The organism is Nocardioides seonyuensis, assembly GCF_004683965.1.
GTDB lineage: Bacteria > Actinomycetota > Actinomycetes > Propionibacteriales > Nocardioidaceae > Nocardioides > Nocardioides seonyuensis.
The window spans coordinates 3,033,246-3,055,414 of record NZ_CP038436.1; the positions used below are offsets into that span (position 1 = coordinate 3,033,246).

General features: G+C 70.5%; 22 protein-coding genes. 14 read left to right on the top strand and 8 right to left on the bottom strand.

Annotated elements, in window-relative coordinates; genetic code table 11:
• Positions 1-1,794, bottom strand: a complete 1,794-nt coding sequence (locus EXE58_RS14715; protein WP_167288918.1) for an AMP-binding protein — start codon at positions 1,792-1,794, stop codon at positions 1-3.
• Positions 1,787-2,527, bottom strand: a complete 741-nt coding sequence (locus EXE58_RS14720; protein ID WP_135268581.1) for an IclR family transcriptional regulator — start codon at positions 2,525-2,527, stop codon at positions 1,787-1,789. Before EXE58_RS14720 ends, EXE58_RS14715 begins: the two co-directional genes overlap by 8 nt.
• Positions 2,528-2,655: 128 nt before the next feature.
• Between EXE58_RS14720 and EXE58_RS14725 the strand changes: the two genes are divergently transcribed.
• From EXE58_RS14725 to EXE58_RS14790, 14 genes are all read left to right on the top strand, one after another.
• Positions 2,656-3,501, top strand: coding sequence for an ABC transporter ATP-binding protein (locus EXE58_RS14725; RefSeq protein WP_167288920.1), 846 nt, complete (start codon positions 2,656-2,658; stop codon positions 3,499-3,501).
• Positions 3,498-5,444, top strand: a complete 1,947-nt coding sequence (locus EXE58_RS14730; RefSeq protein ID WP_135268582.1) for an AMP-binding protein — start codon at positions 3,498-3,500, stop codon at positions 5,442-5,444. The genes EXE58_RS14725 and EXE58_RS14730 overlap by 4 nt, the downstream gene beginning before the upstream one ends.
• Complete coding sequence (locus EXE58_RS14735; RefSeq protein WP_135268583.1) at positions 5,441-6,313, top strand: branched-chain amino acid ABC transporter permease; 873 nt, start codon at positions 5,441-5,443, stop codon at positions 6,311-6,313. The genes EXE58_RS14730 and EXE58_RS14735 overlap by 4 nt, the downstream gene beginning before the upstream one ends.
• A gap of 4 nt (positions 6,314-6,317) precedes the next feature.
• On the top strand, positions 6,318-7,382 hold the full coding sequence (locus EXE58_RS14740; protein ID WP_135268584.1) for a branched-chain amino acid ABC transporter permease: 1,065 nt from the start codon (positions 6,318-6,320) through the stop codon (positions 7,380-7,382).
• Positions 7,383-7,455: 73 nt separating this feature from the next.
• Positions 7,456-8,643, top strand: a complete 1,188-nt coding sequence (locus tag EXE58_RS14745; RefSeq protein WP_135268585.1) for an ABC transporter substrate-binding protein — start codon at positions 7,456-7,458, stop codon at positions 8,641-8,643.
• Complete coding sequence (locus EXE58_RS14750) at positions 8,640-9,485, top strand: ABC transporter ATP-binding protein (RefSeq protein WP_244242246.1); 846 nt, start codon at positions 8,640-8,642, stop codon at positions 9,483-9,485. Before EXE58_RS14745 ends, EXE58_RS14750 begins: the two co-directional genes overlap by 4 nt.
• A gap of 8 nt (positions 9,486-9,493) precedes the next feature.
• The gene (locus EXE58_RS14755; RefSeq protein ID WP_208544030.1) at positions 9,494-10,705 is read left to right on the top strand and encodes a phenylacetate--CoA ligase family protein; all 1,212 of its coding nucleotides are present in this window, start codon (positions 9,494-9,496) and stop codon (positions 10,703-10,705) included.
• Between the two features lie 20 nt (positions 10,706-10,725).
• Positions 10,726-11,946, top strand: a complete 1,221-nt coding sequence (locus EXE58_RS14760) for a hypothetical protein (protein ID WP_135268586.1) — start codon at positions 10,726-10,728, stop codon at positions 11,944-11,946.
• A gap of 97 nt (positions 11,947-12,043) precedes the next feature.
• On the top strand, positions 12,044-13,063 hold the full coding sequence (locus tag EXE58_RS14765; RefSeq protein WP_135268587.1) for a PhoH family protein: 1,020 nt from the start codon (positions 12,044-12,046) through the stop codon (positions 13,061-13,063).
• Positions 13,060-13,515: an rRNA maturation RNase YbeY gene (ybeY, locus tag EXE58_RS14770; protein ID WP_135268588.1), complete on the top strand. Its 456-nt coding sequence runs from the start codon at positions 13,060-13,062 to the stop codon at positions 13,513-13,515. The genes EXE58_RS14765 and ybeY overlap by 4 nt, the downstream gene beginning before the upstream one ends.
• Positions 13,512-14,813 (top strand): hemolysin family protein, encoded by a 1,302-nt coding sequence (locus EXE58_RS14775; protein ID WP_135268589.1) that lies wholly within the window; start codon positions 13,512-13,514, stop codon positions 14,811-14,813. The genes ybeY and EXE58_RS14775 overlap by 4 nt, the downstream gene beginning before the upstream one ends.
• A complete protein-coding gene (locus EXE58_RS14780; RefSeq protein ID WP_135268590.1) occupies positions 14,810-15,148 on the top strand; it encodes a cytidine deaminase in 339 nt (112 codons plus the stop codon). Before EXE58_RS14775 ends, EXE58_RS14780 begins: the two co-directional genes overlap by 4 nt.
• Before the next feature lie 31 nt (positions 15,149-15,179).
• A complete protein-coding gene (locus EXE58_RS14785) occupies positions 15,180-16,538 on the top strand; it encodes an FAD-binding oxidoreductase (protein ID WP_135268591.1) in 1,359 nt (452 codons plus the stop codon).
• Complete coding sequence (locus EXE58_RS14790; protein ID WP_341869506.1) at positions 16,535-17,818, top strand: class I SAM-dependent methyltransferase; 1,284 nt, start codon at positions 16,535-16,537, stop codon at positions 17,816-17,818. Before EXE58_RS14785 ends, EXE58_RS14790 begins: the two co-directional genes overlap by 4 nt.
• On the opposite strand, the gene EXE58_RS14795 is transcribed toward EXE58_RS14790, so the two are convergent.
• The 6 genes from EXE58_RS14795 to EXE58_RS14815 are packed head-to-tail and all read right to left on the bottom strand — an operon-like array spanning position 17,815 to position 22,169.
• Positions 17,815-18,840 carry an aminotransferase class I/II-fold pyridoxal phosphate-dependent enzyme gene (locus EXE58_RS14795; RefSeq protein WP_135268592.1) on the bottom strand — a complete coding sequence of 342 codons (1,026 nt, stop codon included), beginning with the start codon at positions 18,838-18,840 and terminating at the stop codon, positions 17,815-17,817. The two genes, EXE58_RS14790 and EXE58_RS14795, sit on opposite strands and share 4 nt — an antisense overlap.
• Positions 18,824-19,420: a cob(I)yrinic acid a,c-diamide adenosyltransferase gene (cobO, locus tag EXE58_RS14800; protein WP_135268593.1), complete on the bottom strand. Its 597-nt coding sequence runs from the start codon at positions 19,418-19,420 to the stop codon at positions 18,824-18,826. The genes EXE58_RS14795 and cobO overlap by 17 nt, the downstream gene beginning before the upstream one ends.
• A complete protein-coding gene (locus tag EXE58_RS14805; RefSeq protein WP_135268594.1) occupies positions 19,417-20,076 on the bottom strand; it encodes a CobD/CbiB family cobalamin biosynthesis protein in 660 nt (219 codons plus the stop codon). Before EXE58_RS14805 ends, cobO begins: the two co-directional genes overlap by 4 nt.
• Positions 19,970-20,344: a cobalamin biosynthesis protein gene (locus EXE58_RS19555; protein WP_167288568.1), complete on the bottom strand. Its 375-nt coding sequence runs from the start codon at positions 20,342-20,344 to the stop codon at positions 19,970-19,972. Before EXE58_RS19555 ends, EXE58_RS14805 begins: the two co-directional genes overlap by 107 nt.
• Positions 20,341-21,120, bottom strand: a complete 780-nt coding sequence (locus EXE58_RS14810; protein WP_135268595.1) for an ABC transporter ATP-binding protein — start codon at positions 21,118-21,120, stop codon at positions 20,341-20,343. Before EXE58_RS14810 ends, EXE58_RS19555 begins: the two co-directional genes overlap by 4 nt.
• Positions 21,117-22,169, bottom strand: coding sequence for a FecCD family ABC transporter permease (locus EXE58_RS14815; protein WP_208544031.1), 1,053 nt, complete (start codon positions 22,167-22,169; stop codon positions 21,117-21,119). Before EXE58_RS14815 ends, EXE58_RS14810 begins: the two co-directional genes overlap by 4 nt.

A 22,169-nucleotide genomic window follows, 5' to 3' on the forward strand; every position in this document is an offset into this window, starting at 1 on the left:
TCAGGCGCCGGGCAGGCTGCGGGCTGCGTCGACGACCTGTTCCCACGTGAGGATGCGGTGGTCGTGACCGTGCGCCAGGACGCCGAGCGCCCGACGACGTGTGACCGAGTCGATGTCGGTGCCGATCCGGTCGAGCACCAGCAACCGCTGGGGCCGGCTCAGACCGCCGAGCAGCTCGCGAGCAGCGTCCTGCAGGTCCCGCAGGGTCGCCTCCGTCGGGGCAGCCTCCTCCGCCAGGACCACCGCGGCACCCACCACGCGCCCCACCCTCACGTCGAGGGTCTCGAACGCCTCCGCCTCGGTGACGAAGGGTTGGTCGCGGAGCACGTCGCGAACCTCGTTGAGGGAGACGAGCTGGCCGGAGACCGAGATGACCTCGTCCAGGCGGCCGAGGAACTCGACCCCACCCGCCTCGGTGCGTCGCGCCACGTCGCCGGTGGCGTAGACGGCCGGGTTCCTCTCCCAGTGGTACGACGTGGGGTTGGTGCCGTCGGGCGCCTCGACCGCGCGCAGCAGTCCGGGCCAGGGGCGCAGCATGACCCACTCCCCGGAGCTGCCGTTGGGCACCTCCACTCCCTGCTCGTCCACGATGGAGAACTTCGGGTCCGGCATGCGAGGTGAAGGCTCGTCGGCGGCGACGATGCCGCCGAGCTCCAGCTGGCCCCAGGCATCGGAGAGACGGACGTCGTCGCCCAGCACGTCACGGAGCCAGGCGCGCAGGTCAGCGTCGAGCCGGTCGCCGATGGTGGTGAGGCGCCGCAGGGAACCGGTCTTCCCGGTCTCGGTCAGGGACCACCCCCTCAGTGCGCGCACGATCGAGGGCGAGGTGAGCATCGCAGTCACCCCGTAGCGCTCGATGATCTGCCAGGTGCGAGCCGGTGCGGGAATGTCGAGGGTGCCTTCGTACATCACGGTGCTCGCCCCGCCGAGGAGCGGACCGACGACCCCGTGGGCCTGGGCGCCGAGCCACGAGATGTCCGCGGCGCCCCAGAAGACGTCGCCGTCACCCAGGACGTGAAGGTGGTTGGCGAGCGCGACCACGGCGAGGTTGGCGGTTCCGAGCCTGATGGCCACCGGGCGACCTCGACGGTTGGCGAGGTGGGCGCAGGCGAGCGGGTGTGAGGCGGGTACGGCGACTGGCTCGCCGTCGCGCGGATCGGCGGCGGTGAGCAGGTCGTCGTACCAGCGATCGCCTTCGTACCAGTCGACCTGGACGCCCGTCCGGCGGACCACGATGGTGTGCAGGACGCCGCTGCTGGCCTCGAGGGCCTCGTCGATCCTCGACTTCAGCGGCAGGATCGCACCGTGTCGCCAACCGCCGTCCTGGGTGAAGAGCACCTTGGGGCGGAAGTCCCCGACCCGTGCGGTCAACGCCTCGGTGGGCAGCGCCACCGGGATGACGGTGTACTCGGCGCCGATCCGCGCGCACGCCATCATCGCGACGACGGCCTCGGGCAGCCACCCGAGATGCAGGGCCACCCGGTCGCCCTGGCCGACACCGAGACTGCGCAGGGCGGCGGCGAGGCGGACCACCTGCATCTGCAGCTCGCGGTAGGTGAGCACTCGGCGATCGCCCGGCTCGCCCTCCCACAAGATGGCCGCCCGATCACCATGCGTGGGCAGGTGACGATCGATGCAGTTGACGGAGAGGTTGAGTCGGCCGTCCACGAACCAGTCGTGCAGGGGCGGCTGCTCCCGGAAGAGCTCCTTCCAGGGTGTGTCCCACGTGAGCGAACCGGCGATCTCCGACCAGGAGGCGAAGTACGCGGCGAGGTCCTGATCGGTCTCAGCCATGCCCCAGCGTCCTTCCGGCCGCGTTGGCCGCTCGGGACAGATGGTTCGCGATGACGTCCAACCGCGCGGCCTCGGCACCCGGCGGCACTGTCGCCGTGATCGCAGCCACGGCTGACTCGGCTGCACCGGGCACGACCACGGCCAGCTCGTCGGACGGAGAGGCGAGGTGGGCGGCCTTCGCCCACTCCATGCGCAGCTCAGCCTCGTCGCCCTCGAGCGGCAGGGGGTGAGCAGAAAGGCACAGCTTCCAGACATCGTCGGTGGACCGTGCTGCGAGCATCCGACCGGCCGAGGTCGAGAGCGCATCCGTGACGCGGTGGCTGTCGCGGTAGGGGCCGCCGTCTCCGGCATCGACGCGATCGACGTAGACCACCGAGTCCCGCACCAGGACGGCGACGTGGATGGTGGTCTGGAGGGTGTCGCGCAGGGAAACGAGATAGGGAGAGAGCGCGCCGAGGATGGGCAGCCGGCCCAGGTAGCGCTGGGACAGGCGCGTCACCTCGGGGCCCAGGCTGTATCGCGAGGAGCGGGAGTCCTGCTCGACCAGGTCGGCGAGGACGAGCGAGCGGAGCAGCCTGTGGACGGTGGGGACCGCCAGCCCCGACCGTTCGGCCAGGTCGGTGAGCTGCTGGTAGGCCGGCCCGTCGGCCAGCAGGTCGAGGAGGCGCACTGCGTTGCGCACGGTGCCCAGGGTGCCCCGTACCTCGGCGTGCTCGCCTCGGCTGTCGCTCATCAAGGTCCTTCCGTTATGTGGCCGCCCGAACGCTATCACCGGAGTTACGTTTCAGAATAGGTGGTTGCATTTCCACATAGTGGAAACTACGGTGAGTCCCAGGTCACACCTGCCACCAGGAGGAACTCGTGCTCGATCGGGCATACCGCTTCGACCTCAACTCCAGCCGGATACCGGAGGGCGAACCGCTCCTGGAGGTCAGCGACGTCTCCCTGCGCTTCGGCGGCATCCGTGCGCTCTCGGACATCTCGTTCACGGTCCGGCAAGGAGACGTCCACTCCGTGATCGGTCCCAACGGCGCCGGCAAGTCCAGCCTGCTCAACTGCATCAGCGGGCTCTACCGCCCTCAGGAGGGCCGCATCACGCTGCACACGGCCGGGCCCGACGGCTCGCGGCGCGAGCACCAGCTGGTGCGCGCCAGACCGCACCAGATCGCCCGACTCGGGGTGGCCCGCTCCTTCCAGAACATCGAGCTGTTCGGCCACCTGACTGTGCTGGAGAACCTGATGCTCGGTCGACACATCCACATGAAGCACCGCCTCCTGCCGGCGCTCGTCTGGTTCGGGCCGGCCAGGAAGCAGGAGATCGCCCACCGTGAGTTCGTCGAGGAGGTCGTCGACCTGCTCCAGCTCCAGGCCTACCGGCACTCCCCGGTCGGAGCGCTGGCCTACGGGATCCAGAAGCGCGTGGAGCTGGGACGCGCCCTGTGCATCGAGCCGGGGCTCCTGCTGATCGACGAGCCGATGGCCGGCATGAACGCCGAGGAGAAGGAGGACATGGCCCGCTACGTCCTCGACGTCAACGAGCTCCGCGGGGTCACGGTGATGCTGATCGAGCACGACATGGGCGTCGTCATGGACATCTCCGACAGGGTCAGCGTGCTCGACTTCGGGAAGCTGATCGGCGACGGGACCCCCGACGAGGTCCGCCGCAACGAAGACGTGGTGGCGGCATACCTGGGGGCGGACGCATGAGCCTCGCTGACGAGACCTTCCCGCGGCTGCTGGCCCGACAGGCCCAGACCCGGCCGACCGAGGTCGCGCTCCAGGAGAAGCTCTACGGCATCTGGCAGCCGATCACCTGGCAGGAGTACGCCGAGCGCGTGCGCGACTTCGGCCATGGACTGGCATCGCTGGGCGTTGCGCGCGGCGACATGGTGGCCGTGCTGGGCGACAACCGTCCCGAGTGGCTGATCGCCGAGCTGGCAGCCCAGTCGATCGGTGCGGCGGTGGTCGGCATCTACCCGACCAGCCTGGACGAGGAGATCGTCCACGTGCTCACGACCGCCCGGACCCGGGTCGTGGTGGCCGAGGACCAGGAGCAGGTCGACAAGCTGCTCAAGATCAAGTCGCTCGCCCCCGACCTCGAGCACGTGGTCTTCTACGACCCGCACGGTCTCGAGTCCTACACCCAGGAGTGGCTGCTTCCCTTCGGCGACGTCGAGCAGGCCGGGCGGAGCTGGGGAGCCGAGCACCCGGGCTGGTTCGAGGAGCAGGTCGAGGCGGGCACGCCCGACGACATCGCGGTCGTGTGCACCACGTCGGGCACCACGTCGCGGCCCAAGCTCGGCCAGCTGTCGCACCGCAACCTGCTCTCCATGGCCGAGAGCCTGGTGTCAATCGACCCCCTCGGCCCCAAGGACCGCTTCGTCTCCTTCCTGCCGCTGGCGTGGATCGGCGAGCAGATGATCGCCGTCGCCTGCGGGCTGGCCCAGGGGCTGACCTTGTCGTTCCCCGAGGACGCCTCGACCCAACGCAACGACCTGCGAGAGATCGGGCCGCACGTCATGTTCAGCCCGCCCCGCATCTGGGAGTCGATGCTCTCCGACGTCCAGGTGCGCATCGACGAGGCGGGCTGGCTCAAGCGCAAGGTGTTCGGGCTCGGCTACGCCGTGGGAGACCGGGTCGCCGCCAAGCGCCTGCGCGGCAAGCGCCCCAGCCCGGTCGATCGCGGCCTGCTCGTGCTCGCGGACTGGTTCGCCCTGGCGCCGGTGCGCAACCAGCTCGGACTCACCCGCATCCAGCGGGCCTACACCGGAGGCGCACCCCTCGGGCCGGACGTCTTCAGCTTCTTCCACGCGATCGGGGTCAACCTCAAGCAGATCTACGGCCAGACCGAGATCTGCGGCCTGGCGGTCGTGCACATCGACGACGACATCCGTTTCCACAGCGTCGGAGTCCCGATTCCCGGGTGCGAGCTGCGGATCAGCGACGACGGCGAGATCCAGCTCCGTTCACCTGCCGTCTTCCAGGGCTATGTCGGCAATCCCGAGGCCACCGCCGAGGCGATGACCGAGGACGGCTGGCTGCGCACGGGCGACGCCGGCTACCTCGACGACGGCCAGCTGGTCGTGATCGACCGTGCGAAGGACGTCCAGACCACGCCCACCGGCACCCGCTTCTCCAGTGCCTTCATCGAGAACAAGATCAAGTTCAGCCCCTACGTCGAGGAAGCGGTCGTCTTCGGCACCGCCGAGATCGTGGCGATGATCGTGATCGACCCCAACACGGTCGGCTCCTGGGCCGAGGGTGAGCACCTCACCTACACGACCTTCACCGACCTGGCCGGCAAGCCCGAGACCTACCGGCTCATCGCCGACGAGGTCCACCGCGCCAACGTCGACCTCCCTGAGGAGATCCGGGTGCGCCGCTTCATGTTGCTGTTCAAGCAGCTCGACCCTGACGACGACGAGATCACCCGCACCAGGAAGGTCCGCCGCAACGTCATCGTCGAGCGCTACGCCGACCTGATCGCCGCGCTGGGTCGTGGCGACGACCGCGTGTCCATCACCAACACCGTCGCCTACCAGGACGGCACCGTCGCCAAGCGCGAGATCGACATCGCGATCTTCGACCTGGCCGACCACCAACCCTCCGAGAACAGCAAGTCACGCCCGGTCTGGAGCACACGTCGATGAACCAGTTCCTCAACCTCACCATCTACGGCCTCTCCGAGGGCGCGATCCTTGCGCTGGCAGCACTCGGCTTCGTGCTGATCTACAAGTCCACCTCCGTCATCAACTTCGCCCAGGGCGAGTTCCTGCTGATCGGCGGCTACACCGTCTACGCCGCGTTCGTGGTGTTCAAGCTGCCGTTGGTCCTCGCGGTGGTCGTCGGCCTGGTGTTCGCCGTCGTGATGGGCCTGCTCATCGAGCGGTTCGTGCTGCGTCCGCTGGTGGGGGAGAGCGCGATCAGCGTGATCATGGTGACCATCGGCCTGGCAGCGTTCCTGCGGGCCGTGGTGCAGATGATCTTCGGCACGCGGCCGGTCTCGCAGCCGGCGCTGCTGCCACGCACGCCGGTCGAGGTCCTCGGCACGACGATCCCGCTCAACCGGATCCTCGTGATCGCCATCGCCGGTGTCGTGCTCACCGCCTTCACGCTGTTCTTCCGCCGCAGCCGCCACGGCATCGCGATGCGAGCGGTCGCGGACGACCAGCAGGCTGCGCTCACGATGGGCATCTCGGTGCGCAAGATCTTCGCGATGGCCTGGGCGCTCGCGGCCGTGTCCGCACTCGTGGCCGGCGTCCTGCTCGGTGACATCACCTCCGTCAGCGGCAACCTCGTCTCGTTCGGCCTCCTCGTCTTCCCGGTGGTCATCCTGGGCGGGCTCGACTCGGTCCCCGGGACGATCGTCGGTGGTCTGGTGATCGGGCTGACGGCGCAGTACGTCAGCGGCTACTGGGATCCGGGACTCGCGCAGATCGTCCCCTACCTCGTGCTGATCGCGATCTTGATGGTCCGGCCCTACGGCATCTTCGGCGAAACCCGGATCGAGAGGGTCTAGGTCCATGGCAGCGATTTCCACCGGCGTCTACTTCCGCACCTACCAGCGCGAGCTCGCGCTACGGCACACGAAGGCCCAGTACGTCCGCCTCGCCCTGGTGGTGGTGGCCGCGATCGCGGCGCCGTACCTCCTCGATCCCTATCAGCTCAGCATCCTCAACACGGTGCTGATCGCCGTCGTGGGAGCGGTGGGCCTCAACATCCTGGTCGGCTTCACCGGACAGATCTCCCTGGGACAGGGCGGCTTCCTCGCGGTCGGGGCGTTCACGTCGGGGCTGCTGACGATGCGCGCCGACCTGCCGGCGCCGCTCTCGATCGCCTGCGCTGTCGTCGTGACGGCGGCCGCAGGTGCCCTGTTCGGACTCCCCGCGCTGCGGCTCAAGGGGCTCTACCTCGCGATCGCCACCCTGGCGAGCCAGGAGATCATCGTCTTCATCGCCCGGCGGTGGTCGTTCCTGCGGGAGGAGAGCGGAGCGCCGCTCTCCATCGAGCGCCTCAAGGTGGGCGGCTACGAGATCACCCGCGAATACTTCGAGTTCCAGTGGTACTGGATCCTCCTCGGCTGTGCGGTGGTGGCGGTGCTGGCAGCCCGCAACCTGTTCCGGACCGGCCTGGGACGCTCCTTCATGGCCGTGCGCGACCAGGACATCGCTGCCGCCGCGATCGGGGTCAACGTGACACGCACCAAGGTGGTCGCGTTCGCGGTCTCGTCAGGCTTCGTGGGGCTCGCCGGCGCCCTGACGGCTCACTACTCCGAGACGGTGACCTGGGAGTCGTTCACCTTCGAGATCTCCATCCTCTACCTGGCGATGATCATCGTGGGTGGTCTCGGCAGCGTCGCCGGTGCGGTCTACGGCGCCTTCTTCATCACCCTGCTGCCGGTCTTCCTCAACGAGTTCATCGGAGGACTCGGGGAGGACGTCCCGTGGCTGGTCAGCCGGCTGCCCGCGATCGAGAACGCGGTCTTCGGCCTGGTCATCATCGCGTTCCTCCTCATCGAGCCGCGCGGCCTCGACCGCATCTGGCAACGGATGAAGGACTACGTCCGCTTCTGGCCATTCCGCTACTGACCGGCACTGCGACACCACCCGACACCACACGGCATCACCCGACACGGCACCACCCCACACAAGGAGACACACCATGCGCCACACACGCACCCTGCTCGCGGTCGCGGCCGCGACCAGCCTCGCCCTCACCGCTTGTGCGCCGGGGGGTGGCGGCGACGATGCCGCCGACGAGGACGGACCGATCAAGGTCGGCATCATCGCTGACCTCACCGGCGCCACCGGCGACGTCGGGACGCCCTACGCCGCAGGCGAGGAGGCCTACGTCAAGTGGCTCAACGAGAACGGCGGCATCGACGGCCGCGAGATCGACGCCACGGTCACCGACTACGCCTACGACGTGCCCACCGCCGAGCGGGTCTACAAGGAGTACGTCAACGACGGGGTCGTCGCCGTCATGGGGTGGGGCACCGGTGACTCCGAGGCGCTGAAGTCGCGGGTCTCCGCGGACGAGCTGCCCTTCATGTCCGCTTCGTACGCCGAGCCGCTCACCGACCCCGAGGAGGCGCCCTACAACTTCGTGGTCGCCCCGACCTACTCCGACCAGGCCCGCGTGGGGCTGAACTGGATCGCGGAGGACGGCAAGAGCAGCGAGGTGGCGTTGTTCCACAACGACAGCCCGTTCGGTCTCGCGCCGGTCGCCGACGCCCAGGAGTGGGCCGCCGACCTCGACCTGAACGTCGAGCCCTACGCGATGCCGGCCGGCTCGACCAACTACACCGGCCTGCTGTCCCAGGCGAAGAAGCAGGGCGCGAAGTACATCATGATCCAGAACGTCTCGTCCCCGGCGGCACTCGTCGCCAAGGACATCAAGGCGCAGGGCCTCGACATGCAGATCGTCTGCCTCAACTGGTGCGCTGACGAGCTGTTCATCGACACCGCCGGCGCCGAGGCCGCCGAGGGCCACGTCCTCGTCCAGCCCTTCGCCCCCGTCTCGGCCGAGCAGCCGGGCCACGACGAGGTGAACGCCTACCTCGAGGAGAACGGCTCCTCGCTCGAGGAGGAGGGCCTGCACTTCGCCCAGGGCTGGTACACGATGCACGCGATGGCCGAGGGAATCCGGGCCGCGGTCGAGGAGGGTGACCTCTCGGGTGCCGGCATCAAGGAGGCCCTCGAGACCATGGGCGCGATCGACACCGGCGGGGTCGTGGGTGCGGGCGAGATCGAGTTCTCCGCAGACTCCCACCGCGGCAGCACCGGCACCGGCATCTACCAGGTCGAAGGCGGCGAGATGGCGCCCGTCGAGCTGGGCGCCACGCCGTGACACCGTCCACCACCACCGCGGAGGCGGGCGGGCCCAGCCCGTCCGCCCCCGCGGGCGACCTGCTGACGATCAACAGCATCGAGGTGATCTACGACGAGGTCATCCTGGTGCTACGGGGCCTGTCCATGGCCATCCCCGAGGGCAAGATCGTCGCGCTCCTCGGCTCCAACGGTGCCGGCAAATCGACCATGCTCAAGGCAGTGTCGGGCCTCCTCCCGAGCGAGCGCGGTGAGATCTCCGACGGCTCGATCATGTTCGACGGCAAGGACATCACCCGGATGGACGCCGCCGAGCGGGTGCGCACAGGTCTCTCCCTGTGCATGGAGGGCCGACACGTGTTCGAGCACCTCTCCGTCCACGAGAACCTCGTGGCCGGTGCCTACTCCCGAGGGGGAGCGTCGACCGAGGACTTCGACCGGGTCTACACCTACTTCCCGAAGCTCGGGGACATGAGGGCACGGGTCGCGGGCTACCTCTCCGGTGGCGAGCAGCAGATGCTGGCCATCGGGCGGGCGCTGATGGCCCGACCCAAGCTCTTGATGCTCGACGAGCCGTCCCTCGGGCTGGCCCCGCTGCTGGTCCAGGAGATCTTCGGCTACATCCGCGCGCTCAACGAGGAGACCGGGCTGACGGTGCTGGTGGTCGAGCAGAATGCCCGTCGTGCGCTGGAGGTGGCCCACCACGGCTACATCCTCGAGCAGGGCCGGATCGTGCTCGAGGGCACTGCTGCCGAGCTCAACGAGAACCCCGATGTCAAGGAGTTCTACCTCGGCCTCGGTGACGAGGGCCGCAAGAACTACCGCCAGGTCAAGCACTACAAGCGCCGCAAGCGCTGGCTCTAGGGGGAACAGTGTCAGTCATCGAGACCGTCAGCAGCTACTACTCCCGACGTGGTGCAGAGGCGGCGGCTGCGGTCGGCCGGGTGGTCGATCGTGTCCCGTCGATGCGTGAGCGCCTGGCCGCGGCGGGGGTGGACGGCTCGTCGGTCACGGCGGCCGACCTCGACTCCGTGGACGTCCTGACCAAGGACGAGCTGCCTGCACTCCAGCAGGCCACGCCGCCGTACGGCGGCCTGGTGGCCGAAGGCAGCGCCGTCGCCCGGGTCTTCGCCTCACCGGGGCCGATCTACGAGGTACAGCTCGAGGGGGAGGACCCGTGGCAGTGGGCGGCCGCCCTGAGCGCCTGCGGCGTCGGCGCCCAGGACGTGGTGCTCAACTGCTTCGGCTACCACCTCTCGCCGGCGGGGATGATGTTCGACCTCGCCTGCCGCGCCATCGGGGCGACCGTCATCCCGGCCGGAGTCGGGTCGGTGGAGCTCCAGGCGCGGATCGTCGCCGACGTCGGCGCGACCGCCTACATCGGGCTGCCGAGCTATCTCGCTGCGTTGGTCGAGAGCTACGACGACCTGGGACTCCCGGCGGACCGCTGGCTCATCGACAAGGCGCTGGTCACGGCAGAGCCCCTGCCCGACCCGTTACGGGAGAGACTGGTCTCCCGGATCCCCACGGTCCTCATGGCCTACGGCACCGCAGAGGCGGGACTCATCGCCCACGAGGTCGAGCCGGGTCGTGGCCTCGCCGTGGCCGAGCACGTCTTCGTCCAGGTCTGCGAGCCGGGCAGTGGTGTCCCGGTGCTCGACGACTCGTTGGGCGAGGTGGTCGTCACGATGGCCGGCGACGGCACGCCCCTGCTGCGTTTCGGCACCGGCGACGTGTCTCGGTGGCAGGTCGTCGACGGCGACCTGCGGCTGGCGGGCGTGCTCGGACGGGTCGGGGCAGCGGTCAAGGTGCGGGGCATGTTCATCCACCCCCACCAGGCGGCACAGGTGCTGGAAGGGCTGCGCGACGTCGGTGTGACCGCCGGTCGCTACGTCGTCGGCCGCGACGGGGACCGGGATCGGCTCACCCTCGAGGTGTCGTCGGACCCGGGCGCCGACCTCGCGGCCATCCAGGAGGTTGCCGAGGCGCGGACGGTGAGTGCACTGCGCGTACGGCCGCAGGTGGTCGTGGTCGCCGAGATCGAGGAGTCGCACGTTCTGGTGGACACCCGCACGGCCGGGTGAATCACCCCTACTCTGCTCCCATGACTACACGCGGTCGAGCCGCGACGCTGATGGCGTCCCTCGTGCTCCTGCTGGGCGCTTGCAGCACCGGCGGGGCCGACACCCCCACGACGGGCGAGGACCTGGCCGAGTCGCCCTCGGCAAGCGACCCGGCCACGTCGGAGCCGGGCGGTGTCCAGGCCGCCCACGACGACCACCACGACACCGCACCGGTCAAGGCGAAGGCGCTGCGGAAGGGCGAGAGCCGCACGACCCTCGAGATGCCCGAGAGCTACACGCCCTCGGCGCCCTACGGGGCCGGCACCGACGACTACCGCTGCTTCCTGCTCGACCCGGAGCTCGACCAGGACACGTGGCTGACGGGCACGCACGTGCGACCGGGCAATCCCGAGGTCGTCCACCACGTCATCCTGTTCCAGGTGCCCCCGTCGAAGGTGAAGACGGCCGAGGCCAAGGACGCCGAGTCTCCGGGGGAGGGCTGGACGTGCTTCGGCGGCTCGGGCCTCGACCAGTTCCAGAACGTCGACGACGCCGACTGGGTGGGCGCGTGGGCACCGGGGGCCCAGGAGTCGGTGACCAAGCCGGGGTTCGGCACGCGACTGGCCAAGGGCAGCCGGATCGTCATGCAGGTGCACTACAACCTGCTGGCGGGCACCCAGCCCGACACGTCCGCCGCGATGCTTCGCCTTGCTCCCGGCTCGCGCAGCTACCAGGCCCTCAAGACCATGCTGCTCCCTGCGCCGGTCGAGCTCCCGTGCCGGGCCAAGCGTGCCGATGGCCCGCTCTGTGACCGTGACCCGGCCGTCGCCGACGTGAAGGAGCGCTTCGGGGTCGAGGGCAACACCGCTGACGTCCTCCACCTGCTGTGCGGCACCAAGCCGAAGGCCGGGGAGGTCCAGTCCTGCACCCGCACGATCGGGCAGACCATGACGATCCACGGTGTGGCGGCCCACATGCACCTCCTGGGGCGCGAGATCCGGATCGAGGTCAACCCCGGGACGCCACGGGCGCGCACGATCCTCGACATCCCGATCTGGGACTTCGACGACCAGGGGGCGACGCCCATCGAGCCCGTCACCCTGGAGCCGTTCGAGACCGTCAAGGTGACCTGTCGCCACGTCCAGTGGCTCCGGGACGACCAGTCGGCCTTCGAGTCCGCACGCGAGGACCGCTACGTCGTCTGGGGCGAGGGAACGACCGACGAGATGTGCTTGGGCATGCTCCAGGTCACCCGCCCCTGAGGCCGGGCGCCCTCAACCGGGTGGGCGTGGGGGCGGTTGCTCGGTAGCATGAGGGTGCTCTGCCACCCACCCGGAAGGCCGCCCGACGAGGGCACCCATGACTGACGCGACATCGCAAGGCCCCAGCAGCGGCCCGACCCACACCGTGGTCGTGCCCAACAGCATCGACATGGTGTCGGTCCTTGGTCCCGGTGACGAGCACCTCCGGCTGATCGAGCGCTCCTTCGACGCGCAGGTCCACGTCCGCGGCAACCGCATCACCCTCACCGGAGCCCAGGCCGAGGTCGCGCTCGCCGAGAGGCTGCTGGACGAGGTGGTCACCATCGTCCGCACCGGGCAGGGCGTCACGTCCGAGACGGTCGAGCGCATCATCACGATGCTGCGGGCCGAGACCCAGGAGCGTCCGGCCGACGTCCTCAGCCTCAACATCCTGTCCAACCGCGGGCGGACGATCCGTCCCAAGACGGTCAACCAGAAGCGCTACGTCGAGTCGATCGACCACCACACGATCACCTTCGGCATCGGCCCGGCAGGCACGGGCAAGACCTACCTCGCCATGGCCAAGGCCGTCCAGGCGCTGCAGAGCAAGGACGTCAACCGGATCATCCTCTCGCGTCCCGCGGTCGAGGCCGGTGAGCGGCTCGGGTTCCTGCCCGGCACGCTCAGCGAGAAGATCGACCCCTACCTGCGTCCTCTCTACGACGCCCTGCACGACATGGTCGATCCCGAGACGATCCCCAAGCTGCTGGCGGCGGGCACCATCGAGGTGGCCCCCCTGGCGTTCCTGCGCGGCCGCTCGCTCAACGACTCCTTCATCATCCTCGACGAGGCGCAGAACACCACGCCCGAGCAGATGAAGATGTTCCTGACCCGGCTGGGCTTCGGCTCCAAGATCGTCGTGACGGGCGACACCAGCCAGGTCGACCTGCCCCGGGGGACCAGCTCGGGGCTGCGGGTGGTCGAGGGCATCCTCGAGGACGTCGAGGACATCGCGTTCTGCCGGCTCACGGCCACCGACGTCGTCCGCCACCGCCTGGTGGGGGCGATCGTGGCCGCCTACGACCAGTTCGACGGCGCTCCCGCCGGGGTCGAGTCCGGGCCGCGGAGCCGGTCGTGAGCATCGAGGTGCTCAACGAGTCCGGCCTCGAGCTCGACTCGCCCAGGCTCACCCGGCTGGCTCGCTTCGTGATGGACCGGATGCGCGTCCACCCCCAGGCCGAGCTGTGCATCAAGGCCGTCGACGAGGAGACCATCGCCGAGCTCAACGCCCGGTGGATGGACAAGGAAGGCCCCACCGACGTCCTCGCGTTCCCCATGGACGAGCTGCGGCCGGGCAAGGTCAACCAGGACCCCGAGGAGGGTGTGCTGGGCGACCTCGTCCTCTCCCTCGCCGTGGCCGAGCGCCAGGGGGTCGAGGCCGGGCACGGCACCGAGGCGGAGGTCGACCTGCTGACGGTCCACGGCATCCTCCACCTCCTCGGCTACGACCACGCCGAGGCCGACGAGCACGCCGAGATGTTCGCCCTGCAGGCAGACCTCCTCTCGCAGTGGCGGTCCGCCGAAGGATGAGCCTCTCCTACGCCTGGCTGTTCGGGGCAGCCATCGTGCTGGTCCTGCTCGCCGGGTTGTTCTCCGCCGCCGACGCGGCCCTCGCGGGCTTCTCCCACGCCCGGGCCGAGGAGCTGCGCGAGGAGCGTCGGCCGGGCGGCAAGGCCCTGGTGCGGCTGCTCGACGACCCGGCCCGATCACTCAACACCGCGCTGCTGCTCCGGCTGCTCTGCGAGACCGCGGCGATCGTCCTCGTCGCACTCTGGGTCCACGACCGGTTCGACGGTGCGTTCGTGCCTACGCTCCTGACCGCCACGGGCGCGATGCTGCTGGTGTCCTTCGTCGTCATCGGGGTCGCCCCGCGCACGCTCGGGCGCCAGCACGACGCCAAGGTCGCGCTCTTCTCGGCCGGTCCCATCGAGGCCATCACCACCGTGCTGGGCCCCATCCCGCGTCTCCTCATCGCACTCGGCAACGCCATCACCCCCGGCCAGGGCTTCCGGGAGGGGCCGTTCTCCACCGAGACCGAGCTGCGCGAGCTGGTGGACCTGGCCGAGGCCTCTGCCGTGATCGAGTCCGGCGAGCGCAGGATGATCCACTCGGTCTTCGAGCTCGGCGACACGATCGCGCGCGAGGTGATGGTGCCGCGCCCCGACGTCGTCTACATCGAGCGCCACAAGAACCTGCGCCAGGCCCTCTCGCTGTTCCTGCGCAGCGGCTACTCCCGCATCCCGGTCGTGGACGACAACCTCGACGACATCGTCGGCATGGCCTACCTCAAGGACCTGGTCCGCCGCGACTTCGAGGCCCCCGACGTCGAGTTCACCCAGCGCGTCGACGAGGTCATGCGGCCGGTCCACTACGTCCCGGAGTCCAAGCCGGTCGACGCCCTGCTCACCGAGCTGCAGGCCCGCCGCCAGCACATCGCGGTCGTGGTCGACGAGTACGGCGGTACCGCCGGGCTGGTCACCATCGAGGACGTCCTCGAGGAGATCGTCGGGGAGATCACCGACGAGTACGACGACGAGGAGGACGAGGTCACCCGGCTGGAGGGCGGCGTCGTCCGGGTGTCCTCGCGCTACCCCGTCGACGACCTGGACGAGATCGTCGGCATCGACGTGCACGACGAGGACGTCGACAGCGTCGGAGGACTCATGGCGAAGTTCCTCGGCAAGGTCCCTATCCCAGGCTCCGCGGTCGAGTGCCACGGTCTGCGGCTCGAGGCCGAGCGCGCCCGGGGTCGCCGCAACAAGGTGGAGACCGTGCTCGTCAGCGTCCTCCCGTCCGCAGACGAGACGAAGCCGGAGGAACAACCATGACCGATCTCTCGCCCGAGGACGCCAAGCTGGTGACCCTGGCCCGAGCCACCCGTGCCCGTGCCCGCTCCGTCGAGGGCGCTGCCGTGCGCGACCGGGACGGTCGCACCTACGCCGCCGCCTCGGTCGCCCTGCCCTCCCTGCGGCTGGCTGCGCTGGAGGCGTGCGTCGCCATGGCGGTCTCCTCCGGCGCCACCGGCCTGGAGGCCGCGGTCCTGCTGAGCGACGACGTCCAGGACGCCGCCGGCATCGACTCCGTGCGCGACTTCGCCGGTCACGGCGTCCCCGTCCACGTGGGAGACGCCCGGGGCGCGCTGAGCACGTCGCTGTTCACCTGACAGCCAGCGCCCGCGTCGCTACCGTGGAGCGATGCAGGCCGGGTGGACTGCCCACACCGATGCCGTGACCAGGCTCATGGAGTCCTACGCCACGTTGCCCGAGGGTGCCCCGGTCCGTCTGGCCAAGCCGACTTCCAACCTGTTCCGCGGCCGCGAGGACGCGTCGTACGCCCTGGACGTCTCGGGTCTGGGCGGAGTCATCGAGATCGACGGCGACGTGGCCGAGGTGCAGGGCATGTGCACCTACGAGCGGCTGGTCGACGCCACGCTGCGGCACGGCCGGATCCCGATGGTCGTGCCGCAGCTGCGCACCATCACCCTCGGGGGCGCGGTCGCGGGTCTGGGCATCGAGGCCACCAGCTTCCGCAACGGGCTGCCCCACGAGTCCGTGATCGAGATGGACGTGCTGACCGGCTCGGGGACGCTGGTGACCACCAAGCCCGGCGACGCGCTCTTCGACGCCTTTCCCAACTCCTACGGCTCACTCGGCTACGCCATCAGGCTGCGCATCGAGCTCGAGCGGGTGCAGCCCTACGTCGAGCTGCGGCACGTGCCGTTCAGAAGTGCCGCGGATCTCTCGGTGGCGGTCTCGCAGATCGTCGACGCGGGGGAGTGGGACGGCGAGCGCGTGGACGGCCTCGACGGGGTCGCGTTCGAGCCGGGCGACCTCCGCCTGACCCTCGCCCGCTGGACCGACCGGACCGGCCCCACCAGCGACTACACCGGGCAGCAGGTCTACTACCGCTCCGTGCGCGAGCGTGCCACCGACCGGCTCACCATCGACGACTACCTGTGGCGCTGGGACACCGACTGGTTCTGGTGCTCGCGCGCGTTCGGTGCCCAGCACCCCGTCGTACGACGCCTGTGGCCCCGGCGCTGGCGGCGCTCGGACGTCTACTCCAGGCTGGTCGCGCTCGACCGCCGCTGGCGGGTCGGAGAGCGGCTCGACCGTCTCGCCGGTCGGCCGCAGGCCGAGCGAGTGGTGCAGGACGTGGAGGTGCCCGTCGACTTGCTGGCGCAGTTCCTGTCGTGGTTCGACGCCGAGGTGGGCCTCAGGCCCGTGTGGCTGTGCCCACTGGTGACGCGGCGTGCGAGCAGCGACCGTCCCTGGTCGTCCTACCCCCTCCGGTCGGGCACGACCTACGTCAACGTCGGGTTCTGGGGCAACGTCGCAGTGGGGCCGCAGGCACCGCTCTCGCCGCGCAACCGGGCGATCGAGGCGAAGGTCGAGGAGCTGGGCGGCCACAAGTCGCTCTACTCCGAGGCGTTCTACGACCGTGAGACCTTCGACCGGTTGTACGGCGTGGAGACCCTGACCGAGGTCAGGCGGGAGCACGATCCCGACGGTCGCCTGACGGACCTCTACTCGAAGGTGGTGGGCCACCGGTGATCTTCTTCCAGGCGCTCAGCATCGGTGAGGCCGTGTCGAGACTCATGCGTGAGGATCTTCCGGCCCGGTTCACCGCCTACGACGGCAGTTCGGCCGGGGCCAAGGACGCGCCCATCGGCTTCCACCTGCGCAACGAGCGCGGTCTCAGGTACCTCGTGACGGCTCCTGGCGACCTCGGCCTCACGCGTGCCTACGTCAGCGGCGACCTCGACATCAGCGGTGTGCATCCAGGTGACCCCTACGAGGCGATCGCCCTGCTCAAGGGCGAGACCGCCCACCGGATGCCGTCCGCCTCCGACATCGTCGCGGCCGTGCGGGCACTGAACCTCCACAACCTGGTGCCTCCGAGCCCGCCGCCCCAGGAGCACCTGCCGCGGTGGCGCCGCGCGGCGGAGGGACTCCGGCACTCGTTCCAGCGGGACGCCGAGGCGATCCAGCACCACTACGACGTCTCGAACCGGTTCTACGAGCTGGTGCTGGGCCCGACGATGGCCTACACGTGTGCGCTCTACGAGCGGCCCGAGGCAACGCTCGAGGAGGCCCAGGTCGCCAAGTTCGACCTGGTGTGCCGCAAGCTCGCGCTCGAACCGGGCCAGAGCCTCCTCGACGTCGGGTGCGGGTGGGGAACCATGGTCCTGCACGCCGCCCGGGAGTACGGCGTCCGTGCCCTGGGGGTCACGCTCTCGCTCGAGCAGGCGCAGTGGGCCAAGGAGGCCATCGACCGCGAGGGCCTCTCTGACCTGGCCGAGGTCCGGCACCTCGACTACCGCGACGTCGTCGAGACCGGCTTCGACGCGGTGAGCTCGATCGGGCTGACCGAGCACGTCGGCGTTCGCCACTACGCCAACTACTTCACGCACCTGCGCCACCGGCTCAAGCCGGGCGGGCGCCTGCTCAACCACTCGATCACCCGACCCCACAACGGCCACCAGGAGACGGGTGCGTTCATCGACCGCTACGTCTTCCCCGACGGGGAGCTGATCGGGTCGGGCACGATCATCTCGGCCGCCCAGGACATCGGGCTGGAGGTGCAGCACGCAGAGAACCTCCGGGGGCACTACGCACTCACCCTGGCCGAGTGGAGCCGCAACCTCGTCGAGCACTGGGACGAGTGCGTCGCGGAGGTCGGGGAGGGCAGGGCGCGCGTCTGGGGGCTCTACCTCGCCGGCTCGCGCTACGGCTTCGAGCACGGCGAGGTCGAGCTGCACCAGGTGCTCGCCACCCGCGAGGGTCCGCAGGGGCCCGCCGAGTTCCCCCTCCGGCCCGACTGGACCACCTAGACCGCCAGCACCTGCTGCAGGGAATGCAGGACCCTGCGTCGAACCGTCGCGTCAGGGACGACCGCGGTGCGCACGTAGCGGGCGTCCAGGCCGGGGAACGTCTCGCACCGCCGCACGGCCAGGCCGCGCGCCAGCAGCTGCTGCCGGAGGTCGGGCCGGGGTCCACGGAGCAGCAGGAAGTTCGCGGGGGAGGCCCAGACCTGCAGGGGGAGCCGGCTCAGCCCGGCCAGCATGTCCTGCCGGTCCAGGGCCACGGCCTCGGCCCGCTGCCTGCGCTCGGCCTCGGCGCTGCTGGCCAGGACGACCGCCCGGATGGCCGGGGAGCTGACCGGCCACGGCTGTCGTACGGCGTCGAGTCGAGCCAGCACCGCCGGGTAGCCGAGGATGTAGCCCACCCGAAGGCCGGCGAGGCCCCAGAGCTTGGTGAGGCTGCGCAGGCACAGCACCCCCGGAAGGTCGAGACCGGCCAACCCCTCGGCGTCCGTGGGCTCAGGAAGGAAGTCGGCGAACGACTCGTCGACGAGGACGGTCCGGCCCGGTCGGGTGAGCCCAGCGATGGTGTCGGCCGCCTCGTGGCGCCCGGTGGGGTTGTCCGGCCGGCCCAGCACCACGAGGTCGGCCGCGTCGGGCACCGCGTCGGGATCGAGCCTGAAGTCCTCCTCGGGTCGTCTGCTCACACGCACCACCTCGATCCCCGCACCGCGGAGGGCGGCCTCGGGTGCGGTGAAGGACGGGTGGACGCACGCCGCCAGACGGGGACGCAGCGCCTGCGCGACGAGCCAGAACGCCTCGGCCGCACCGTGGGTCAGCAGGCAGTGCGTGGTGGGCACGCCGTGGCGGCCGGCCGCGGCAGCCAGGCCCGGTGACGGGTCGGGGTAGGCCGCCAGGTCGGCCTCCGCGATCCCGGCGGCGAGCCAGGCGGGCGGCCCGGGCAGCACGTTGACCGCGAGGTCCACGGCTCCGCGGGGCACCTGCCGGTCGCCGTGGTCTGCCAGGTCGACTGCCTCAGTAGTCGATGCCACGGCGGGCGCGCACCCCTGTCTCGTAGGCGTGCTTGACCTTGCGCATCTCGGTGACGGTGTCCGCGAGCTCGACCAGCTCGTCGGGGGCGTTCCGCCCGGTGCAGAAGACGTAGGTCTGCGGCGAGCGCTCGCGGATCGAGGAACAGACCGCCTCACCGTCGAGCCAGCCGTAGTTGACGGGATACGTCACTTCGTCGAGCACCACGAGCCGGTAGCGACCCGAACGCAGGGCCTCGTCCGCGGCGTGCCACGCCTCCTGGGCGACGGCAGCGGACCGGCCGAGGTCGTCGGACTCCCACGTGAAGCCGTCACCGATCGTCCACCAGTCGACGCCCAGGCTGCGCGCGACCTTCTCCTCGCCCACGTGCCACTTGCCCGACTTCATGAACTGGATCACGCAGACCGGCCACTCCCGGGCCACGGCCCGCATCACCGTCCCGAACGCGGCGGTCGACTTGCCCTTCCCGTCGCCGGTGTTGACCAGGACGATCGAGTCGACGTCGCGGCGCTCGGGACGTGGCCGGTCGTGAGCAGGCAGTGGTTGACGCGCGGGCGCCTGTGCGGGCTGGTCGGTGGTCATCGTTCTCCTTCGGGTGGTGGGTCGTGGCGCAGGTGGAGCAGGTGGACGGCCCGGGCAGCCAGCGCGCCGGCGACGGCGGCAGCGAGCGCGGTGCGCCGGACCCGGCGCAACGCGTCCCGGAGGTGCGTGGGCCCCGGCGTTGCTCCCGTGTCGTGCAGCACCCAGGAGCCACGCTTGCGCAGCCGCAGGTCGCCGGCGAGGGCCAGCGCCGCCATGGGCCAGCCCGAGTTGGGCGAAGGGGTGCGCGCGGCCTGATGGCGCAGGTCGCGCCACCTGCGAGGGTCCGGAAGGAGCAGGGCCGCGGTGAGGCGTGCCGGCAGCAGGTTGAGCACGTCGTCGGCTCGCGCGGCGACCTTGCCGGCGTGCTCCCACCGTGGCGTCCGATAGCCCCAGCAGGCGTCGGCGGTGTTGGAGAACCGGTAGACCGTGGCGCCCGGCAGCCCCGCGACGACGTACCAGAAGAGGGGCGCGACGACCGAGTCCGACAGGTTCTCCGAGAGCGACTCCAATGCGGCCTCCCTCACCTCGTCGGGCGAGAGGTTGCTGGCGTCACGGCTGACGATGCGTGCGAGGGCCGCTCGGCCGGGCTCGACCCCCTGCACGAGCGCGGTCTCCACGGCGGCCACCTCGGTCAGGAGGAGCCGGACCGAGAGCATCGGCCACAGTGCGGTCCCGCGTGCCAGGGGCCGCAGCGCAGGGGGGGAGCCTGCCGATCACGGACTCTGCCGCGAGCGCTGCACCGAGCGTCACGGCGGCGCCGGCCACCCACGCGGCCCCGCCGGCGAGCAGTGCCCTGGCCGGTGGTGACGCGGGTACGACGTCCCCTGCGGCAGCGAGGTAGCGCCCGGCCCAGGCGACCGGGTGGAGGCGCAGTGGCGGTTCGGCGAGCGTGGCGTCGAGGCCCCAGGCGACCAGGATGCTCATGCACCGGAGCCGACCGGGATCACGGCAGGACCGCTCGGGCGTGGGACCACCTCGACCCGGGCGTCGTACACGCCACGGAGGAGGGGTTCGGCCAGCACCTCGCCGGGCCGGGCGTCCACGACCACCCGACCCTGCTCGAGCAGGACCATGCGGTCGGCGTAGTGGCCCGCGAGGGTGAGGTCGTGCATGGCGGCGACGACAGCGAGATCCTGCTCGCGCTGAAGGCCGGCCACCAGGTCGAGGACGTCCTGCTGGTGGCCGAGGTCGAGGGCGCTCGTGGGCTCGTCGAGCAGCAGGACCCGGGGTTCCTGGGCCAGTGCGCGGCCGAGGACCACTCGTTGCAGCTCGCCCCCGGAGAGGGTCGCGGCGGGACGTCCGGCCAGGTCGGTGAGGTGGAGGCGGACGAGCAGGTGCTCCACGAGGTCCCGGTCGCGGGCCGTCTCCGATCCCCAGCGGCTGCGGTGTGGAGTCCGACCCAGTGCGACCAGCTCGCGCACGCTGAAGCCCTCGGGCACGACGGGCTGCTGGGGCATCAGCGCGACGACCCGGGACATCCGTCGGCGCGAGGTCGACCCCGGGTCCAGGCCTGCCACCCGCAACCGGCCCCCGGCCCGCACCAGGCCGGCCAGGGCGTGGAGGAGGCTGGTCTTCCCGGCCCCGTTGGGTCCGACCACTGCCAGCCACTCGCCGGCGGCGAGGTCCAGGTCGACGTCCTGCAGCACGCGGCGCCCGGACCTGCTCACCGAGACGGCCCGCACCTCGACCACCGTGCTCATGCTGCCGCCCGGTTGCGGCGGAGCACGACGAGGAAGAAGGGCGCGCCGACGACCGCGGTGACGACCCCGATCGGCACCTCCGCAGGAGCCAGGGCCGAGCGGGCGGCGATGTCCGAGAGCACCACGAAGGCTGCACCGAGCAGGAGGGCCATCGGGACGAGGGTGCGGTGCGATGCCCCGAAGAGCAGGCGGACCGCGTGCGGGACGACGACGCCGACGAACCCGATGAGGCCGCTGACGCTGACCACGGCGGCAGTGCCCAGGGTCGCTGCCAGGACGAGGACCAGGCGCACCCGAGCGGGGTCGATGCCCAGGCTGGCGGCCTCGACGTCGCCGACGGCAAGCACGTCGAGGGCGCGACGGTGCAGCAGGATGACGCCGCACGAGACGAGCACGTAGGGCAGCACGAGCAGCACGTCGGACCACCCGTCCGTGCTGAGACGGCCCATCATCCAGGAGTACACCGCCAGCAGTGAGTCGTCGTACCGCTGCTGGACGAAGCTCTGCAGGGCGTTGAAGAAGGCCGCCACGGCGACTCCGGCGAGCACGATCGCGACCGCCCCGCCCTCGCCGCCCACGCTGCTGCCGAGGACGTACGTCGCCGCGACGCCGAGCAGGCCGCCACCGAACGCGAGCAGGGGGATGTCGAACGGACCAAGGCTGCCGCCCGACACGATGCCGAGCGTGGCGCCCAGGCCCGCGCCGCTGGACACGCCCAGCAGGTAGGGGTCGGCCAAGGGGTTGCGGAACGCGCCCTGGTAGGCGGCGCCGGCGCTCGCCAGGGTGGCTCCCACCAGGGCGCCGAGCACCACACGCGGCAGTCGGATCTGCCAGAGGATCGCCTGCTGCGTGGGAGTCAGCCCCGAGTCGACTGACACCAGCGGGAGGGCGTCGACGAGCTCGGCGAGGACGCCCCGCGACGTCAGGCCCGCGGGACCGACGAGAGCACCGGCCAGCGCCGCCGCCAGCGCGACAGCGCTGGCGGCGACGAAGCCGGGGACCCGCAGCCGAGGGGGGCTGGCGACCGCCGTCACGGCGAGGTCACCCAC

Bases quoted from the DNA above. Each gene is read 5' to 3' on its own strand.
- EXE58_RS14715 (WP_167288918.1), bottom strand. From the start codon at position 1,794: ATGGCTGAGACCGATCAGGACCTCGCCGCGTACTTCGCCTCCTGGTCG.
- EXE58_RS14720 (WP_135268581.1), bottom strand. From the start codon at position 2,527: ATGAGCGACAGCCGAGGCGAGCACGCCGAGGTACGGGGCACCCTGGGC.
- EXE58_RS14730 (WP_135268582.1), top strand. From the start codon at position 3,498: ATGAGCCTCGCTGACGAGACCTTCCCGCGGCTGCTGGCCCGACAGGCC.
- EXE58_RS14735 (WP_135268583.1), top strand. From the start codon at position 5,441: ATGAACCAGTTCCTCAACCTCACCATCTACGGCCTCTCCGAGGGCGCG.
- EXE58_RS14740 (WP_135268584.1), top strand. From the start codon at position 6,318: ATGGCAGCGATTTCCACCGGCGTCTACTTCCGCACCTACCAGCGCGAG.
- EXE58_RS14745 (WP_135268585.1), top strand. From the start codon at position 7,456: ATGCGCCACACACGCACCCTGCTCGCGGTCGCGGCCGCGACCAGCCTC.
- EXE58_RS14760 (WP_135268586.1), top strand. From the start codon at position 10,726: ATGACTACACGCGGTCGAGCCGCGACGCTGATGGCGTCCCTCGTGCTC.
- EXE58_RS14765 (WP_135268587.1), top strand. From the start codon at position 12,044: ATGACTGACGCGACATCGCAAGGCCCCAGCAGCGGCCCGACCCACACC.
- EXE58_RS14775 (WP_135268589.1), top strand. From the start codon at position 13,512: ATGAGCCTCTCCTACGCCTGGCTGTTCGGGGCAGCCATCGTGCTGGTC.
- EXE58_RS14780 (WP_135268590.1), top strand. From the start codon at position 14,810: ATGACCGATCTCTCGCCCGAGGACGCCAAGCTGGTGACCCTGGCCCGA.
- EXE58_RS14785 (WP_135268591.1), top strand. From the start codon at position 15,180: ATGCAGGCCGGGTGGACTGCCCACACCGATGCCGTGACCAGGCTCATG.
- cobO (WP_135268593.1), bottom strand. From the start codon at position 19,420: ATGACCACCGACCAGCCCGCACAGGCGCCCGCGCGTCAACCACTGCCT.
- EXE58_RS14805 (WP_135268594.1), bottom strand. From the start codon at position 20,076: ATGCTCTCGGTCCGGCTCCTCCTGACCGAGGTGGCCGCCGTGGAGACC.
- EXE58_RS19555 (WP_167288568.1), bottom strand. From the start codon at position 20,344: ATGAGCATCCTGGTCGCCTGGGGCCTCGACGCCACGCTCGCCGAACCG.
- EXE58_RS14810 (WP_135268595.1), bottom strand. From the start codon at position 21,120: ATGAGCACGGTGGTCGAGGTGCGGGCCGTCTCGGTGAGCAGGTCCGGG.